Origin of the sequence: Nocardia amikacinitolerans NBRC 108937 (assembly GCF_001612615.1) — a bacterium.
Lineage (GTDB): Bacteria > Actinomycetota > Actinomycetes > Mycobacteriales > Mycobacteriaceae > Nocardia > Nocardia amikacinitolerans.
On sequence record NZ_BDAU01000007.1, the window covers coordinates 73,667 to 89,465 of the forward strand.

General features: G+C 68.0%; 20 protein-coding genes. 10 read left to right on the forward strand and 10 right to left on the reverse strand.

Annotated elements, in window-relative coordinates:
* Positions 1-6 precede the first annotated feature (6 nt).
* The 3 genes from NAM01S_RS06745 to NAM01S_RS06755 form a co-directional block, all read right to left on the reverse strand.
* The gene (locus NAM01S_RS06745) at positions 7-489 is read right to left on the reverse strand and encodes a PPOX class F420-dependent oxidoreductase (protein WP_084482557.1); all 483 of its coding nucleotides are present in this window, start codon (positions 487-489) and stop codon (positions 7-9) included.
* Between the two features lie 37 nt (positions 490-526).
* The gene (locus NAM01S_RS06750) at positions 527-1,435 is read right to left on the reverse strand and encodes an N-acetyltransferase (RefSeq protein WP_157107622.1); all 909 of its coding nucleotides are present in this window, start codon (positions 1,433-1,435) and stop codon (positions 527-529) included.
* A gap of 145 nt (positions 1,436-1,580) precedes the next feature.
* Positions 1,581-2,240, reverse strand: coding sequence for a cyclodeaminase/cyclohydrolase family protein (locus tag NAM01S_RS06755; RefSeq protein ID WP_084482558.1), 660 nt, complete (start codon positions 2,238-2,240; stop codon positions 1,581-1,583).
* Between the two features lie 132 nt (positions 2,241-2,372).
* Here NAM01S_RS06755 and NAM01S_RS06760 point away from each other — a divergent pair, with 132 nt between their 5' ends.
* Positions 2,373-3,410: an LLM class F420-dependent oxidoreductase gene (locus NAM01S_RS06760; RefSeq protein WP_067781275.1), complete on the forward strand. Its 1,038-nt coding sequence runs from the start codon at positions 2,373-2,375 to the stop codon at positions 3,408-3,410.
* Positions 3,411-3,513: 103 nt separating this feature from the next.
* Here NAM01S_RS06760 and NAM01S_RS06765 read toward each other — a convergent pair whose 3' ends face one another.
* Positions 3,514-3,852 (reverse strand): STAS domain-containing protein, encoded by a 339-nt coding sequence (locus NAM01S_RS06765; RefSeq protein WP_067781278.1) that lies wholly within the window; start codon positions 3,850-3,852, stop codon positions 3,514-3,516.
* A gap of 361 nt (positions 3,853-4,213) precedes the next feature.
* On the opposite strand from NAM01S_RS06765, the gene NAM01S_RS37040 reads away from it, so the two are divergent.
* The gene (locus NAM01S_RS37040; protein WP_307188660.1) at positions 4,214-4,864 is read left to right on the forward strand and encodes a VldE C-terminal domain-containing protein; all 651 of its coding nucleotides are present in this window, start codon (positions 4,214-4,216) and stop codon (positions 4,862-4,864) included.
* Positions 4,865-4,879: 15 nt separating this feature from the next.
* Here NAM01S_RS37040 and NAM01S_RS06775 read toward each other — a convergent pair whose 3' ends face one another.
* The gene (locus NAM01S_RS06775; RefSeq protein ID WP_067781016.1) at positions 4,880-5,245 is read right to left on the reverse strand and encodes a cupin domain-containing protein; all 366 of its coding nucleotides are present in this window, start codon (positions 5,243-5,245) and stop codon (positions 4,880-4,882) included.
* Positions 5,246-5,747: 502 nt separating this feature from the next.
* On the opposite strand from NAM01S_RS06775, the gene NAM01S_RS06780 reads away from it, so the two are divergent.
* Complete coding sequence (locus tag NAM01S_RS06780) at positions 5,748-6,254, forward strand: DUF2231 domain-containing protein (RefSeq protein WP_253798216.1); 507 nt, start codon at positions 5,748-5,750, stop codon at positions 6,252-6,254.
* A 142-nt stretch (positions 6,255-6,396) separates the two neighbouring features.
* Positions 6,397-6,720, forward strand: coding sequence for a GYD domain-containing protein (locus NAM01S_RS06785; RefSeq protein WP_067781022.1), 324 nt, complete (start codon positions 6,397-6,399; stop codon positions 6,718-6,720).
* 25 nt (positions 6,721-6,745) lie between these two features.
* Here the strand turns inward: NAM01S_RS06785 and NAM01S_RS06790 are convergent, their stop codons facing one another.
* From NAM01S_RS06790 to NAM01S_RS06805, 4 genes are all read right to left on the reverse strand, one after another.
* Positions 6,746-7,420, reverse strand: a complete 675-nt coding sequence (locus NAM01S_RS06790) for a hypothetical protein (RefSeq protein WP_067781025.1) — start codon at positions 7,418-7,420, stop codon at positions 6,746-6,748.
* A 132-nt stretch (positions 7,421-7,552) separates the two neighbouring features.
* Entirely contained in the window at positions 7,553-8,434 is an 882-nt protein-coding gene (locus NAM01S_RS06795) for a hypothetical protein (RefSeq protein ID WP_067781028.1), read from the reverse strand.
* Positions 8,435-8,436: 2 nt separating this feature from the next.
* Positions 8,437-8,718: a hypothetical protein gene (locus tag NAM01S_RS06800; protein WP_067781031.1), complete on the reverse strand. Its 282-nt coding sequence runs from the start codon at positions 8,716-8,718 to the stop codon at positions 8,437-8,439.
* A 61-nt stretch (positions 8,719-8,779) separates the two neighbouring features.
* Positions 8,780-9,409 carry a YbaB/EbfC family nucleoid-associated protein gene (locus NAM01S_RS06805; protein WP_067781033.1) on the reverse strand — a complete coding sequence of 210 codons (630 nt, stop codon included), beginning with the start codon at positions 9,407-9,409 and terminating at the stop codon, positions 8,780-8,782.
* 201 nt (positions 9,410-9,610) lie between these two features.
* On the opposite strand from NAM01S_RS06805, the gene NAM01S_RS06810 reads away from it, so the two are divergent.
* The 4 genes from NAM01S_RS06810 (at position 9,611) to NAM01S_RS06820 (ending at position 12,999) form a co-directional block, all read left to right on the forward strand.
* Positions 9,611-10,153, forward strand: a complete 543-nt coding sequence (locus NAM01S_RS06810) for an LppU/SCO3897 family protein (RefSeq protein ID WP_157107623.1) — start codon at positions 9,611-9,613, stop codon at positions 10,151-10,153.
* Positions 10,154-10,470: 317 nt separating this feature from the next.
* Positions 10,471-10,632: a hypothetical protein gene (locus NAM01S_RS34790; RefSeq protein WP_157107624.1), complete on the forward strand. Its 162-nt coding sequence runs from the start codon at positions 10,471-10,473 to the stop codon at positions 10,630-10,632.
* A 19-nt stretch (positions 10,633-10,651) separates the two neighbouring features.
* Entirely contained in the window at positions 10,652-11,947 is a 1,296-nt protein-coding gene (locus NAM01S_RS06815; RefSeq protein ID WP_169810815.1) for an ABC1 kinase family protein, read from the forward strand.
* Between the two features lie 191 nt (positions 11,948-12,138).
* Entirely contained in the window at positions 12,139-12,999 is an 861-nt protein-coding gene (locus tag NAM01S_RS06820; RefSeq protein ID WP_157107625.1) for a hypothetical protein, read from the forward strand.
* 132 nt (positions 13,000-13,131) lie between these two features.
* Here the strand turns inward: NAM01S_RS06820 and NAM01S_RS06825 are convergent, their stop codons facing one another.
* A complete protein-coding gene (locus tag NAM01S_RS06825; RefSeq protein ID WP_253798214.1) occupies positions 13,132-13,656 on the reverse strand; it encodes a winged helix-turn-helix transcriptional regulator in 525 nt (174 codons plus the stop codon).
* Positions 13,657-13,716: 60 nt separating this feature from the next.
* Between NAM01S_RS06825 and NAM01S_RS06830 the strand changes: the two genes are divergently transcribed.
* Together NAM01S_RS06830 and NAM01S_RS06835 are read left to right on the forward strand one after the other, a co-directional pair.
* Entirely contained in the window at positions 13,717-14,361 is a 645-nt protein-coding gene (locus NAM01S_RS06830) for a dihydrofolate reductase family protein (protein WP_067781048.1), read from the forward strand.
* 198 nt (positions 14,362-14,559) lie between these two features.
* Positions 14,560-15,792: a glycosyltransferase gene (locus NAM01S_RS06835; protein ID WP_174554778.1), complete on the forward strand. Its 1,233-nt coding sequence runs from the start codon at positions 14,560-14,562 to the stop codon at positions 15,790-15,792.
* The last annotated feature ends 7 nt before the right edge of the window (positions 15,793-15,799 follow it).

Consider the following 15,799-nt stretch of genomic DNA (forward strand, 5'->3'; position numbering starts at 1 on the left):
TCTCGCTCAGCCGCAGTGCACCGTCTTCCTCGTCGCGTACCACTCCTGGCCCGCGGGCTCGCCCGCGAGATTCCAGCTCCACGACACCGTGGGTGAGACCGGCAGGTAGAAGCCGGGACCGACCATGCCGATCCGCTCGACCGGGTCGCCCGCCGTCCCATAGATCCGGATGCCGCGCGCGACGAACGGATCGATGGACACCAGGTCGTCGACGACCAGGGACACCTTGCGATTCCCGGCCAGCACATTGCGCACCTTGCGGGTACGCAGCACCTGCTCGCCCGCGCCGCAGATCCACAGGCCGGGATTCTCGAACTCGATCGCGACCGGCACCACGTCGGGTTGTCCGTCCGGATCCACCGTCGCCAGCCTCGCCAGCGGCTGGGCGCGCAGATAGGTGATCTCTTCCTCGGTGAACGCCGCCACCGCGACCTCCTCGTTCGTTCGCTGACGGACCGGCCACGGGTACCCCGCATTCACTCCGGCCATGCGCGGGCAGACTACGGACCCTGTCCGACAGCGCCCATCAGGTCGGCGGCGCGCCGCCCAGTGGACGGATCGGCCGGGATTCCGGCTTGGGCGTGGCGGGCGGCCGGGACATGCGCCCGCCCAGCCGTTCCTGCACCGTGAAACCGTGCGCGCGGCACCAGCGGGCCAGGGCGGCGATCGCGGCCTCGTCGTCGCGAAAGGTGGGCAGCAGTTGACCGGTGATGTGCAGGCGGTGCGCGTCGGCCGTGCGGCACAGGTGCACGAGGCCCGCGGTGCCGAGGCCCATGCCGCGCAGTGCGGGCGTGACCGTGATGCCGTCGAGTTCGATTGTGCTGGTGTGGATTTCGAACGCGATCTCGATCGGCCCCGACCCGCTGCGGCGCAACAGCATGACATCGGAAGGGATCGGGCGCAGTTCGCCGGGCAGGTGATCGACGAGCCGCTGCCGCGCCGCCTCGGACGGCGCGAGTCGCACGGCCTCCGTCAGCCGATAGGTGAGTTCGTCGACGCAGGTGCGGTCGCCCTCGGCGGCCTGCTCGCGCACGTAGGGGCAGTCACGCGCGAGGGAGCGCAACTGCCGAACCCACTGCGGTGCGATCATCGCGAAACGCGGCGCGACGGCGGCGATCGTCGCCTCGATACCGACCACGCCGCTCAGCGTGGTGGTCTCCCCGCCCGAGAGCACGCCCCACGAGTGCTCGTCCGCGCCGACGCCGTGCTTGCCGAGGTCGCGACGGAGCCGGTCGAGCCGCCGTTCCGCGCGCTCGTACGGCCCGCCGGGCAACCGGCCGAGCCACGCGGGCCTGCCCCGCACATTGGTGCGGATGCGCAGATCCGCGAGCGCGATGCGCGCGGCACGGAAGTTGCTCCAAGCTTGCGCGCGTCGCTCGCGTACCTGTAGCGCCGGATCGCCGGGCGTCGCGGAGGACGGGGGAGCGTCGCTCATGACCATCAACCGTAGATCCGGCCATGGTCAGCGGGGAGACCCTTCGGTACGAAGGTTCGCGCATCCGCCGACACGCCGCTGGTCAGGGCCGCCACACCGGAAAGTTCTCGGCGTGTCTACCTATCGGCGTGTCGCCGATGGCGATTCAGCTGCGGAGGGCGTGCACGACCTCGGCGTGCAGCGCGTCGGCGCGCGCGATGATTCCCTCGATGCGCAGCAACGCGGGCGCGAACTTGTCGCCGAGCGCGGCGGGCAGCGAGGCCACGTTGATCTCGATGTTGAGCTGCGAGCTGGTGGCGGCGGCGCGGGCGGCATCGGCGGCGGCGCCGATGTCGGTGACGACGTTCGGGTTGCCGATCCCCAGCAGCTCCGCGGCAAGGGACAGCACCTCGTCGGCCTCGTCCACCACCGCTGCGGGCACTCGCGCGGCCTCCACCAGCGCGGCGTTGATCGCCTCGGTGCGTGCGGCGGTCTCCTCGTCGGTGCCCTTCGGCAGCTTGTACGCGTTGCCGACGGCGGTGAACGCGGCCGCGTCGGCGTCGGCGAGGGCCAGCGCGCGATCACGGGCGGCGTCGGCGGCATCGATGACGCGGTCCACGATCGGCTTGTGTTCGGCGTCCTTCGCGCGTGTCGTGTAGCGGGCGACCATGGCGACGAGCGCGGCGCCCTGCGCGGCGTGCAGCGCGGCCACCGCGCCGCCACCCGGCGCCGGGATCTTGGCGGCCAGATCGGTCAGGTACCGCGCGAGGGTGACCTCACCGAAGGAAGACGCGGTTTCCTGGGACGACGTGCTCGGCTGCGACACGGGTGGCCTTTCGTTCTTCGTCGGCGTGAACTAGTGATCACGCTACCGCTTGCCACCGCGCGCATCCTGGCCGGACCGCCGCGTCGGACGGCCGGTGCGCGGCCCGCGCATACCCGCGGTTATGTTGAGCACATGCGGATCGGATTGGGCATCAACTACTCGGGCGGTTTCAAGGAAGCGGCGGCGGAAGTGGCCGACCTGGAACGGGCCGGACTCGACACGGTCTTCGTGCCCGAGGCGTACTCCTTCGACGCGGTCAGCGCGCTGGGATACCTGGCCGCCAAGACCGAACGGGTGCAGTTGGCCTCCGGCATCCTGCAGATCTACACCCGCACCCCGAGCCTCACGGCGATGACCGCCGCGGGCCTGGACTTCGTCTCCGAGGGCCGGTTCCTGCTCGGCCTCGGCGCGTCCGGTCCGCAGGTGATCGAGGGCTTCCACGGCGTGCCCTACGACGCGCCGATCGGGCGCACCAGGGAACTGGTGGAGATCTGCCGCAAGGTGTGGCGGCGGGAGCGGCTCGAATACCAGGGCAAGCACTACCGGATCCCGCTGCCCGAGGGCGAGGGCACCGGTCTCGGCAAGCCGCTCAAGCTGATCAATCACCCGGTGCGCGAACGCATTCCGGTGCTGCTCGCGGCGCTCGGCCCGAAGAACGTCGAGCTGGCCGCCGAGATCGCCGAGGGCTGGCAGCCGATCTTCTTCCTGCCGGAGCGGGCCAAGGACGTCTGGGGCGCGTCGCTGGACGCGGGTCTGGCCAAGCGCGATCCGGCCCTCGGTGAGCTGGAGGTGTTCGCCGGTCCGGCGCTGGCCATCGGCGAGAACGTGACTCCGCTGCTGGAGTTCGTCAAGCCGCACCTGGCGCTCTACATCGGCGGCATGGGCGCCAAGGGCAAGAACTTCTACCACACCCTCGCCACCAAGTACGGCTACGGCGCCGAGGCGGACCGCATCCAGGAGCTGTACCTGGCGGGCCGGAAGGAAGAGGCGGCCAAGGTGGTGCCGGACGAGCTGGTCCGCGACATCTCGCTGGTCGGCCCGGCCGGTTTCGTCAAGGAGCGCGTCGCCGCCTTCCGGGAGGCCGGCGTCACCGCGCTGAACGTGGTGCCGATGGCCGCGACGCCCGCCGAGCGGGTCAAGCTGATCGAGCAGCTGCGCGAGCTGGTCTGAAACGAAACGACGACGTCCCGGCGTGCTGCCGGGACGTCGTCGTGTTCGGGTCTGGTCGAGTCGCCGCTCGGTCGAGTCGCGGTTCGGCTGCGGCGCGGCTGGCTCAGTTGGGTCGCAGCGAGGCCAGCGCCGCTTCGAGCGTCGAGTGCAGCGCGAAGACCTGATCCAGGCTGGTCATCTTGAGCTGACGGCTGGTGGCAGGTCCGTCGGCGACTACCGCGATGGTCGTCGCCTCCCCGGCCCGCTGATGCGCCGCGACCAGCGCCGCCATCCCCGCGGAGGCGAGGAAGCTGACCGCGGTCAGGTCGATGATCAATGCCGTCGGTTTGCTCGCCAGGATGCCCTCGATCGCGGTCTCCAGTGCGGGCGCGGTCGCAAGATCGACCTCGCCGGCCACCGTGAGCACGGTCGCACCGTCACGCACTGCGACGGAGGTGGTCATCGTGTCCGCCATGGGATACGCGTCTCCGGAAGTGTTGGTCACGCAAAACAATCTGCCATGAACCGCCCGATCCTGCCGCATCGTCCGGCAGATTCCGACGGTTCGCGCCGCTCGGTGGGTGTACCGCGGGCGCTTTCGTACGAGTCGACCCTACAGCAGCGGTGCTACGGCTGATCGGTCGCGGAGTGCTGCCAGATCCGGCGGCGCGAACTCGCCGCGTAAACGGCTCGGCGCCAGCTTGATTCGCTCCGCGTGAGCCCACGGGGACGTGCCCGCGACGTCCAGTCGGTATCGACACGACGTGACTTTTCCGCGACCGTTTCGTAATCTATCGGTGATCTTGTCCCCGACACGCTAGCCGGTGATCGACATCATGCCTGGTCAACATCGAAAACAGACCGCAGCTTGGAAACTCACTCCTCCGGCTGTGTGCGGCAGTGTGGCGACTGTCGCCGCTGTGCTGGGAGTGGCGATCCAGCTGAGCTCGGTCGCTCAGCCTGCCGCCGCCGTCGAAACGTCGTCCTCGTCCGCCGTCGAATCCGAATCGGCCACGACCACCGCGCCACCGACAGCTCTGCTCGCACCTGCGGCGATGGCGATCGAGCCGCCGCTCCTGGTGGAAAAGGTGGCCATACAGCACCTGCCTCCCCCCATTCCGTGTTCGACGGAACTCTCCGGCACGCGGCCGCATGTGGCGCAGGTGGGCCACCTGCTCAAGAAGACGTTCGGCGTCGCCGAGGTGGGCGGCGCTGTCGGCCGTTACGACGGCGACCATGGTGCGGGCCTCGCGCTCGATTTGATGACATCCGATTTCGCGCACGGCGACGCGATCGCCGAATTCGTGCTGGCAAACCGGCAGCGTTTCGGTGTGAACTACGTGATCTGGCGGCAGCGGTACAACGACGGCAACGGGTGGTCGTACATGGAGAACCGCGGAAGCCCGACCGCCAATCACTACGACCATGTGCATGTGTCGTTCGACAGGGCCGCCCAGGTGGACGTGACCTGCTGACGTTCCGGCTCGTCGCTAGGGCCGCTTCGCGTAGTCGGCGAAGCCTTGCCAGTCGAGCATGACGCATGGTTCGTCGCCCACGGTCCACGCGTCGTGGCCGGGCGGGACGATCATGAAGTCGCCGGGGCCGTATTCCTGCTGCTCCCCGCTGTCCATGGCCACCACCATGCGACCTGAGAGGCAGTAGCCGATGTGAGCTGACTGGCAACTGTCGGTCTGGGCTATCGGCTTGACGTGCTCCGACCACCGCCACCCTGGCTCGAAGATCGCCCGGCCCACCGGCCCTCGGTCCATGTTGACGAGATCGACCCTTCCTTTGTTCTGCTCGAAAGGACGGGTCTCCTCGGGGGATTCGAAACTCTGGCGCACTAGACCAGCCATGATTGTTCTCCTTCGACGGCCCCGACGATGCGGCGTGGTTTGTGGTTCTCGATTCGGTCGGAGCGACGGCTGCGGTAGATCGCTCCCTGAAACGCTCGGCAAATCGCAGTTACCGAGTAGCACTGATGACCGAGGGCAAACTTCCCGCGCCCACTCTGTCGAATGCCCGCACGCCCCCGAGTGCGCGACCGACCGTGTGGGCGTCACGCAACGCCTGCTTGGCGCTGCGGCACGGCAAACCGGTGGCTTCGCGTACGAGCGATGGGGTGGGTTCGGCATCCGATGCGTTTTCTCCCGAGAGTGGGTAAGCCGATAGCGGGTGCGCTGTCGGGCTGGACTTCGGCCGACGTTCTCGATCCTGATGGAGGGCCGAACCGGTGACGCATCCGCCCAGTGCTGCACACCGGCGAAAAGAACCGGTGTGCAGCCGGGTGGTACCCGGGCACGCGGCGATCGGTGCTGATGTGCGGTCGGTCGAACTACAACGGTGTGGGAGGTTGTCGTGCGCGGTGATTCGCAACAGGCCAAGCAACCTGTCAGCGCGGTCCTCGCGGGGCCGTACGGGCACCCGTTCCATCCGATTCTCGTCACGGTCCCCATCGGGGCGTGGGTGGCGAGCCTGATCTTCGACATCGGCTCCCACGTCGTCGACGACCCCGACTTCCTCGCCGAGGGAGCACGCTGGCTGATCGCCATCGGCGTGCTCGGCGCCTTGGCCGCCGCCACGATCGGCTTGCTCGATCTGCTGGCGATTCCGACCGGCACCGCCGCGTTCCGCACGGGCTTGGTGCACATGGGTCTGAACCTCGCCGTGACGGTCGCGTTCGCGGTCGGCTTCCTGTGGCGAGGATCCGATCCGGCGGGAGCTGTGCCCGCCGGTCCGCTGGTGCTGTCGGTGGTGAGCGTGGCCGCTCTGGGGGTTTCCGGCTGGCTCGGCGGAAGACTCGCCTACCACTACGGCGTCCGGGTGGCCGACGAAGCCACACAAGCCGCCGGATTCGAACGCTGACGGTGGGGCGCAACGCAATATCGCCACTGTCACGTTGCCGCATCATTGCTGCGACGGTGTTCGCGCATGCCCGCCGGGTGCGGGGTGAGACCGTAGGGTCGGGTCTGCCCGAGATCGTTCCGCGAGAAGGAGGCGACACGAAATGCCGAAGTACCTGTGGCGGGTCAGCTACTCCGAGGATGGGGCACGCGGCCTGCTCGCGCAGGGCGGCACCGCCCGCCGGGCGGCCATCACGGAAATGGTCGAGAGCGTGGGCGGCCATGTGGAGGCCTGCTATTTCGCTTTCGGCGAGGACGATCTGTTCGTGATCGGTGACGCCCCGGACGAGGTTTCGGCCGCCGCGCTCGCCATCCGCACCGCGGCCTCCGGCGCGGCGATCTCGCACACCGTGACGTTGCTGACGCCGGAACAGGTCGACGAAGCCGTCGCGCGAAAGGTCACTTATCAACCGCCGGAAGCGTCCTAGGGTCCGGACCTGCCGCCCGCGTCCGCTAGGCGACCGGCCGCTGGTCGACGCGGGTTCGCGCGTAGGCGATGACGTCCTCCACGTAGGTCGCCCCGCCATGGTCCGAGACGCACTGGCGGAGTTGGCGGATGGCGTCGTCGAGTCGCGGTCCCGGTCCGTGGTCGGTGAGCAGGACGACGATTGCCGCCCAGTCCGGTGTCTGCCGGTCGGGTCTGGCCAGCAGTTCGTCGAGGTAGCTGTCCGGTTCCAGCAGGCGTAATGCTCTGCGCGCGTAGGCGTGGACCCGGCGGGGGAGTTCGGCGCGGATGGTGTCGATGTCGGATCGCAGCGCCTGGCGGCCGCTTCGGTCCGGGTCGAGGCGCAGGGTCCACGACTCGGTCAGTTCGCCGGGTAGGGATTCGGTGCCGATCAGGTCGGGACCGGTGGCCGCTTCCACGGGGACGGGCGGTAGGCCAAGTCGGGCGTTGCGCCAGTTGCAGTACTCCCACCAGGCGGTGGGCGTGGCGTTCATGGTCAAGCCGAATCCGAGAACCTGCTGTCCGTCGGTCCATGTGCGGGAGACGCGGGTGCGGCCGACGGAAGCGACTCCGCCCGGCGCGACTCGGGTCCAGGTGGGCTCGGCGCCGTGAAACCCATACGGCTGTAGCAGTTTTCCTATCTCGAGCAGCAGGCGACGTACTGCCGTATCGGGGCTGACCATGCCAGCGAGATTAGCGACGAGCCCCGACACGGCCGCACGACCCTGCCAGCTCGCCGCATCCCGACGAGCACGGCCGCCACATGGTTGCGGCCGTGCATTTTCGAAGTGCGACGGGGCTCGTGCCGAGCGAACTCACGCAGGCTGGGGTTGTTGTGTGTCCAGACCCGAACCGCCGGTCAGGATCGCACCCACCTTGCCGATCGGTTCCATCAACGTCTTGACGTCGGTGAAGATCTTCTTCAGGTCGGCCAGCATGTCCGCGAAGGTGAGGCTGTCGCGTGCGATGCGCCGCAGGGCGGCGGGAACGACGTGGGCGGCGGCGGTGCCGCCCGTCGCGATCAGTTCGATCGTCCAACCGATCATCGCGCCCAGCAGATTGGCGATCAGATCGCGCACCAACGTGCGTACTACGTCGACGGCCTTCGAGACCGACTCCATGGATTTGCCGAGCGCGGCGGCCATCCCGCTGGCGGCATTGATCTGATCGATCAGACTGGCGGCGGTTCGGCGGTACTTCTCACCCGCGGCGCCTTGCCAATCGTCGATATCTTGCTCGACGCTGCCTTTCCATGTGGTGCCGACGCCGGACAACTCGGTGGAGATCTTCGTCCACGACTTCGCGTACGCCTCGACAATCTCCGGGTTTCCGGCCAATTCATCCAGGCCCTTGCGCATGAACTCGATGTGGTCGAGCATCCACTTCGCGACCTGGCTTCCGAGGAAGGCGAACGGGTCCATGACCTTGTATGCCACTTCCATGGCGGTGCCCGCGAGTCCGAGCATGCCCAGCATGGCGGCATCGACCTGGCCGGAGGCGAAGTTCCCGTAGACGTCCCAGGCGTCGCCTGCGATGGTGCCCTTCAGAATTCCGGGTGTACCCGTTTTGCTGTCACCGTTGAGGCCGACATTCGAGAGAAACGAGACATCCTCTTGGTTGTAGGCTTTGTTGGAATCCGCCTTGTCGTCGAGCATGGTGTTGTTGCTCGGCGCCTGCGGATCGTCGAAACCAGACATCGCTACCCCCCGTTCGATTCCGCGATTTCGGTTTTCAGGTCGGACAAGCTCTTGCTGAACTTCTTGTCCAAGTCCTCGACCGTGGTGGCAACGGTCTGGAGATTGCCAGGAAGTACCGAGACCGATTCCGCCAGTTTGCGAATGGCGGCGATCGTGGTGCGGTGATCGTCGTCGTAGATCCACTGCACGAACGGGCGTGGTATGGCGCCGAAACCGTCGTCCGCCGAGCCGAGATAGGTCGCGGCTTCCAGCGCCATGGTCATCTTCGACAGCAGTTCGGTCATTGTGTCCGCGTGAGCGCGAACTTCTTCCGGGTCGATCGAAAACTCTGCGGGCTCTCCCATGTCAGATCAGCCACGACTTCCGGTTGTAGTACTCGTCGTCCTCGTCGGGTTCATCCGGGGTGACGACTTGATCGCGGTTCGGTTTGCGGCTCGGCGGCGGAGCGGAGTCCATTGTGGGAGTCGAGGAATAGGAAGGCGGCGGGGCGGACGGCGGTGCGTACGCCGACGGCGAAGGCGGGGCGGGCGGCGATGAGTAGGTCGACTGCGGAGGCGCGTACGTAGGCGGCGAGCCTGGAGTAGGCGATGTCGTTGCGGCATCGGCAGGTTCGGGATCAGGGAAGCGCTCCGCGTAACGACCGACCATGTCCGCCGCAGGCGCGTCGTTACCCACCAGATCGTGGACCAAATCCGTAACACGGCCACGAAGCTTCGCCTGCGCGCGATGCAGGCACGACATGATCCCAGCCGACATCGCCGCCGGATCCATCCCTCGAGTGCTTGCCGCCAAGTCGATGGCGGTGGGCACTCCGTTGCTGTCGACCGTCACGCTGATGCGGCCGTCGCCTGTCGATTCGGTCACCGACAGCGCGGCCATGGACCGCTGCAGGTCGTCGTACTTCTTCGCGGTGTTCTCGAGCGATTCCGCGTATCGCCCTAGATCGGCGATCGTCTGGTCGAGTTTGTTGTCCATCGATGATTCCCCTCCTACCCGCGGCACCATTGGGCGGTAGCGGCCACGCTATCACGCGGCAATCGAGGACATCGGACTGAATGTTTCGCCGATCATGTTGCGGGATGCGACCTTCCACTCTGTGTCGGCCAGCCCATGGCGCCACCGTGATCGAACTGCGGTGTTTCGTCGCGCCTCAGTCGGTGTGGAAGTGTGGGCTTCGTGTCGCACCGACTCCGAACCATCAAGGCCTCCCGGGTGCTTCGCTCGCGCGGCGCGCGAACCGTCGCCGTCCTCGCCGCCGCCGCGCTGGCGATGTCCGGGTGCGGCGAGACGAAATCCGAGTCGATGAAGGTCGGCGACTGTGGCTATTTCACGCGAGGGAACCAATCGTGGGATTTGGAGCGCCGCGGTTGCGATGACCCCGAGGCCGCGCTGGTCGTCGTGCGCACAGCCTCGACCGCGCAGTGCCCCGGCCACCCGTTCAGCTGGGCATCCGGCGGGAGGGGCAAGGACTTTTACGTCTGCACCCACCTGAACGCACAGGTCGGTGACTGCTTCAACGACCCAGCGAAGAACCAGGGTTCGCAACTGTATCGGCTTCGTAAGGTGCCGTGTTCGACACCGGAGGCGTACCAGGTGAACACCCGCGTAGAGCGCCACGATTACAGCGTCTGCACCGACGCGGGCAGGTACGAGTGGACGGCGAGGGTGGAGCACAAGGAGCCGCCGGTGTCGTTCTGTCTGCATCTCGTCGGTACCTGACGCGTCGTCGGCGAACGACAACGGCCGAGGGCTCGCATCGACGACGGGTGTCCAGGAGCGCCGTCTCGCGTTCTCGATCGCGCGGCGCCTCGCCGGTCTCGGGACAGCGCTCGACGTCTGGCAGGCCGGTGGGCCGACCATCCGATCGCGCCCGCTCGTCGGGGTGATGTTGCGGCTGATGGGATCTGCTCACCGAGGAGGACCATGATCTCGTCGCGCGGGCATGGCGGTCGGCGAGGCGGATGTCGACGCGAATCGACGAGCGGCCGCCGTTCGGTTGAACCCGTGCGCGAGGTGGGAAGGCTAAGGTGACCGCTGTGGACGCGCCCCTGCTCGAGCTGCGGTCGGTGAGCGAATCCTATGTTTCGGTCGCCGTGCTGACGGCCGTCTCGGCGGTGGGGATCTGTCTGGTCGGCGCGCTCGTCCCTGCTATCGGTGCCGCGCGGGCGACGGTCGCGGAAGCATTGGCGGAGCGATAGTTTCGGAAAGGGGCTCGTGGTGTTCACTCGGATAACGGCGGTCGCGCGTGGCGCCGCCCGCGTTCTGGTCATCGTCCGGGTGCTCGCGCCCGTGCTGACGCGCGATCTGGTGCGGCGGTGCACCGGCCGCCGGTCGGCGCTGGTCGCGGAGTTGCCCGGCGCGTTCGTCGCGCTCGGGCCGATCTTCGTGAAGTTCGGGCAGTTCGTCGCGTCCTCGCCGAGCGTTTTCGGGGCGGCGGCCGCGCGGGAGTTCGCTCCGCTGCTCGAACGGGTCGCGCCGGTGGACGCGGCGCTGATCCGACGGCGAATCGAGGCGAGCCTGGGCGTCGAGGTCGGCCGATTGTTCGTCGAATTCGACGACGAGCCACTGGCATCCGGTTCCATCGCGCAGGTGCACCGCGCGGTGACCAGCTCCGGTCATCGCGTCGCGGTGAAGGTGGTCCGGCCGGGCATCGAGCACACCGTCGCCGCCGACGTGATGCTGCTGCGCTGCGCGGGTGTCGTACTCGGCTGGACCGCCGAGGGACGCCGGTGGAACCTGTCCGGCGTCATCGAGGAATTCACCACGCGGCTGCCCAGGGAACTGGATCTCACGGCGGAGGCGGACGCGATGCGGCGGTGGGCCGCGGAACTGTCGGCCGCCGGTTTCACCGGGCAGGTTCGGGTGCCCGAGGTCCATCCGGAGTGGTCGTCGCGCTCGGTGCTCACCATGGAATTGGTCGAGGGGACGACGATCATCGAGTCCGCGCCCGCGGACTCTGAGGCGTTCGACGGCGAGTCGATCATGAGCAGGCTGACTCTCTCGCTGTTTCACACCGCGCTCAAAGGTGGCTTCTTCCACGGGGATCTGCACGCGGGCAACATCCTGATCGACCGGGACGGCTGGGTCGTGCTGATCGATTTCGGCATCGTCGGCGAGCTCGACGAGCCGACGCGGCTACAGCTCAAACACTGCATCGCCGCGCTGCTGGTCCTTGGCGATTTCACCGCGGCGGCCCGCGCGCTGGTGCGCCTTGGTGTGCTCAGCCCCTCCGCGCCGGTCGACCAGTTGGCCGACCGAATCCGCGCGGCCGCCATGCACGCCGACGCACCGGTCGGCACGCTGCGGCTCGGTGACGTCGGCGCCGAACTGCGCGCGCTCGCCGACGAACACGGCATGACGATCCCGCGCAACCTGGTCCTGGCCGGCAAACAGGTCGTCTACCTGGAGCGCTACATGAAGCACGTCGCGCCGGGCTGGAACCCGGTGTCCGACAAGGCATTGAGCCGCTTCTTCGCCGGCGTGCTCGCGGAATCCCTGCGCGCGACCTCCTGAGCCCGGCGGAAATCGTCGGCGCCGGCCGACATTCGAGGGAACCGAACGGGTCGACGCCGCGTCCAACTCAGAAGACGAAACACTGAGATTTGCGTAGTGCTTGTTTCGTTGAGCGTCAGCAGAACCAGATCGGGTAGGCCGGGGATCAGATCCGCGACCGCGTAGGCGTGCAGGATCGCAGGAGGGGTGTCGTGGGTAGATATCGGAGTACGTCCACCTTGCCGCTGCCGGCGGATTGGGAACGCAAGGCGTTCGGCGCGTTTCGCTATCTGGTGCTGCCATTCGCGGTGGCGTTGGCCTTGTGGCCGCCGGTTCTGGTCCTGGCTTGGATAGTCGTGACAGGTCAGGAATCGTTGTTGGACGTACTTCTCGGGCTGGTGCTGTTGGGCCCCACGGCCGCCACCTTCACCGCCTGGGCATGGTCGGAACTCCCCAGAAAGGCTCCGGTGGCCGCTGAGATTCGTGCCACGGACACCGGTTCCGCGCTCGTGCTGCCGGTGCCGCGCCCTTCCTCGACCGGCAGCGTGGTATCGATCGCGATCGGCGTGGCCTTGATCGGGGCCGGACTGTGGCAATTCATCGCCTCGTTGGACGACGAATGGTCGATGGGAGCCGCGTACTTCTTCCTGATTTCCCTGCCCGCTCTGTTCGCGATCCTCCTCGGCCTCGGCACATACAAACCGCGCAAGGCCATCGACGATGTCGGCATCCTGCTCACGCCCCATCGCATCACGATTGAGTACGGCAATGGCCCGACCGAGATTGCCTGGCAGGATATTTCGGCGGTCGGCGGCCGCAGCCGTCGCGAAGGATTCAAGTTCGGCAGCGGAACCAACGTGACCACGCTCGTCACCGGCGATGCGGACACCGGCTACGGAACCATCGACATCGGTCACAAGGACCTCGAGACCGACCCGACCAGGGTCTATCACCTGTTCGTGTTCTACGTGCGCAATCCGAGCCTTCGCTCCGAACTGGGGACCGAACAGGGGTTGGAGCGCTTTCGGCGCGGCGAATACACGCCGGAGCGGCCGCAGGCGTTCATCGATTGAGATCCGCGCGACGACAGCGATCCGGCCGGCTCCCAGGCGCATGCGCGTCCGACCAACATGCCCTGATGGTGGGGCAAGCCGCGGCGCTGAAGGCCGCCGAAAACACCGGCGGCTCAACGTCTCCGAGGCCTGTCAACCGGATTCGGCGGCCGCTTCGAGGTAGGCGGCGGTCAGTTCCGCGAGCACCCCGTCGGCGGGCGTCGGCGCTCCGTCGAGGTGGGTGGCGCGCAGTTCGGCCATGAAGCGTTCCCAGAGGGGAGGGCCGCCCGCGGCCAGCAGCTCGGCTCGCACGGTCAATTCCGGCGTCGTGTCCAGCCAGCGTGCGCCCCACGCGCCGAGCTGTGCCATGACGGGGACGAGTTGGATCGCCGCCTCGGTGAGGCGGTAGTCGACCTTCTGGCGGTGGCTCGGGTCGTCGTGGCGGGTGAGCAGTCCCGCGTCGACGAGTTTGGCGAGGCGGTTGGCGAGGATGTTCGAGGCGATGCCCTCGATGGACGCGGTGAGCAGCTCCCGGAAGTGGGTGTTGCCGCCGAACATGATGTCGCGCAAGACGATCAAACTCCACCGGTCGCCGAGCAGCTCGACCGTCATGTTGATCGGACAGCCGGACTTGCCCGGGGACACCGGCAGCTTGTCATGGGCAACTGGTTGCGACACGGGATCAGTCTAGGTTAGGTTCCTAACCGATTGCATCTTGCAACCAGAAAGGGAGTTCCGATGACACAGTCGGTTCGCGTGCAGAACTTCATGGTGTCCGCCGACGGATACGGTTCCGGTGAGGGGCAGAGCTTCGAGCGCCCGTTCGGACACGCCGATCCGAGTGCGTTCTTCTCCTGGGCGGGCGCCACCGCGCACTGGCCGACCAGGACCGAGCCGGGTGGAACCTACGGCCTCGACGACTACATCACTCGCGACTACCGCCACAACATCGGCGCCGAGATCATGGGGCGCAACAAGTTCGGTCCGCACCGTGGACCGTGGGAGAACTACGACTGGCAGGGCTGGTGGGGTGACGAACCTCCTTTCCGCACACCGGTTTTCGTCCTCACCCACTACGAGCGACCCTCGATCACGCTGGGGGAAACAACATTCCACTTCCTGGATGCGACTCCGAAGGACGCGCTGGCGCGGGCGTTCGAGGCCGCCGAGGGCAAGGACGTGCGGATCGGCGGCGGGGTCGCCACGATCCGGGAGTTCCTCGACGCCGACCTGATCGACAGGATGCACTTCGCCGTCGCACCGGTCGAACTCGGTCGCGGCGAACGACTGTGGACGAGTCCCGACGAACTCGCCGACCGTTTCCACCTGGAGCGGGTCCCGCGCCCGAGCGGGATCGTGCACCACTTCTTCTGGCGGAAATGACCTGGGCGAAAACAGAGATCAGCGCCCGTTCGGAGCGCTCGAGGAGGTTGCCCGACCGCGTCGGACGATGAATGGAAAGCGTCCCCCGCTCCTTTCCACCTTCAACATATAGCGCACAGGGGGGCTTGCGGCAAGGCCCCGTTCGTCACGCACAATTGCCCGCCGAAGCCGGAACCTGCGGAAATGGGGTGTTGCGAAGTGCGTGTCGTGTTGTCGACGTTCGGGTCGCGTGGGGATGTCGAACCGCTGGTGGGACTCGCGGTGCGGTTGCGGGAACTCGGCGCGGGGGTGCGGGTGTGCGCGCCGCCGGACGAGGACTTCGCGCGGCGGCTGGCCGGTGTCGGCGTGCCGGTGGTGCCGGTCGGCCGGTCGGCGCGGGCGATGACGACCGAGGCGCCCGCGTCGCCGAACCTGTCCGAGCGCGCGGCCGAGGTGATCGCGAGCCAGTTCGAGGCGGTCACCGCGGCGGCCGAGGGATGCGACGCACTGGTGGCCACCGGCATGTTGCCCGCCGCGGCCGGTGCGCTGTCGGTGGCCGAGAAGCTCGGCATCCGGAGCGTGTCCGTGACCTTCCAGCAGCTCACGCTGCCATCGCCGCACCGCCCACCGCTGGCGTATCGGGGTCGGCCGCTTCCACCGGAGGTGACCGACAACCGAGTGCTGTGGGATCTGGACGCCCAGACCATCGACGAGCTCTTCGGTGCGGCGCTCAACACCAACCGGGCCTCGATCGGTCTGCCGCCGGTGGACAACGTCCGCGACTACGTCATCGGCGAGCGGCCGTGGCTGGCGACGGACCCGACCCTCGACCCGTGGCAGCCGACCGACCTCGACGTCGTGCAGACCGGCGCGTGGGTGCTGCCCGACGACCGCCCGCTCGCCGACGACCTGCTGGCCTTCCTGGACTCCGGCGCGCCGCCGGTGTACGTGGGGTTCGGCAGCATGCCCATGCACGCGTCGAAGGACGTCGCCGAGGTGACCCTCGCGGCGGTCCGCGCGCACGGCCGTCGCGCGGTCGTCGCCCGCGGCTGGGCGGACCTGGCCCTGATCGATGACCGCGACGACTGCTTCGCCGTCGGCGAGGTCAACCACCAGGCGTTGTTCGCCCGGGTCGCCGCGGTCGTGCACCACGGCGGCGCGGGTACCACGACGACGGCCGCCGGTGCCGGTGCGCCGCAGGTCGTGGTGCCCCAGGCGGCGGACCAGCCGTACTGGGCGGGGCGGGTGGCGCAGCTCGGCATCGGCGCGGCGCACGACGGTCCGGCGCCGACCGCCGAGTCCCTGTCGGCCGCGCTCGCGACGGCCCTGAGCCCCGAGACCCGAGCGCGAGCGACCTCGGTGGCCGCCGAGGTCCGCACCGACGGGGCTGCGGTCGCCGCGCGACTGCTGGTCGACGCGCTCGATCGAGAGAGGAGGCCGGCTTCCGCGTGAATCCGAG

What these genes read in the sequence shown, in the direction of transcription:
- NAM01S_RS06745 (WP_084482557.1), bottom strand. Translation starts at nt 489, where the DNA reads ATGGCCGGAGTGAATGCGGGGTACCCGTGGCCGGTCCGTCAGCGAACG.
- NAM01S_RS06750 (WP_157107622.1), bottom strand. Translation starts at nt 1,435, where the DNA reads ATGAGCGACGCTCCCCCGTCCTCCGCGACGCCCGGCGATCCGGCGCTA.
- NAM01S_RS06760 (WP_067781275.1), top strand. Translation starts at nt 2,373, where the DNA reads ATGCGGATCGGATTGGGCATCAACTACTCGGGCGGTTTCAAGGAAGCG.
- NAM01S_RS06765 (WP_067781278.1), bottom strand. Translation starts at nt 3,852, where the DNA reads ATGACCACCTCCGTCGCAGTGCGTGACGGTGCGACCGTGCTCACGGTG.
- NAM01S_RS06775 (WP_067781016.1), bottom strand. Translation starts at nt 5,245, where the DNA reads ATGGCTGGTCTAGTGCGCCAGAGTTTCGAATCCCCCGAGGAGACCCGT.
- NAM01S_RS06785 (WP_067781022.1), top strand. Translation starts at nt 6,397, where the DNA reads ATGCCGAAGTACCTGTGGCGGGTCAGCTACTCCGAGGATGGGGCACGC.
- NAM01S_RS06790 (WP_067781025.1), bottom strand. Translation starts at nt 7,420, where the DNA reads ATGGTCAGCCCCGATACGGCAGTACGTCGCCTGCTGCTCGAGATAGGA.
- NAM01S_RS06795 (WP_067781028.1), bottom strand. Translation starts at nt 8,434, where the DNA reads ATGTCTGGTTTCGACGATCCGCAGGCGCCGAGCAACAACACCATGCTC.
- NAM01S_RS06800 (WP_067781031.1), bottom strand. Translation starts at nt 8,718, where the DNA reads ATGACCGAACTGCTGTCGAAGATGACCATGGCGCTGGAAGCCGCGACC.
- NAM01S_RS06805 (WP_067781033.1), bottom strand. Translation starts at nt 9,409, where the DNA reads ATGGACAACAAACTCGACCAGACGATCGCCGATCTAGGGCGATACGCG.
- NAM01S_RS06830 (WP_067781048.1), top strand. Translation starts at nt 13,717, where the DNA reads ATGACACAGTCGGTTCGCGTGCAGAACTTCATGGTGTCCGCCGACGGA.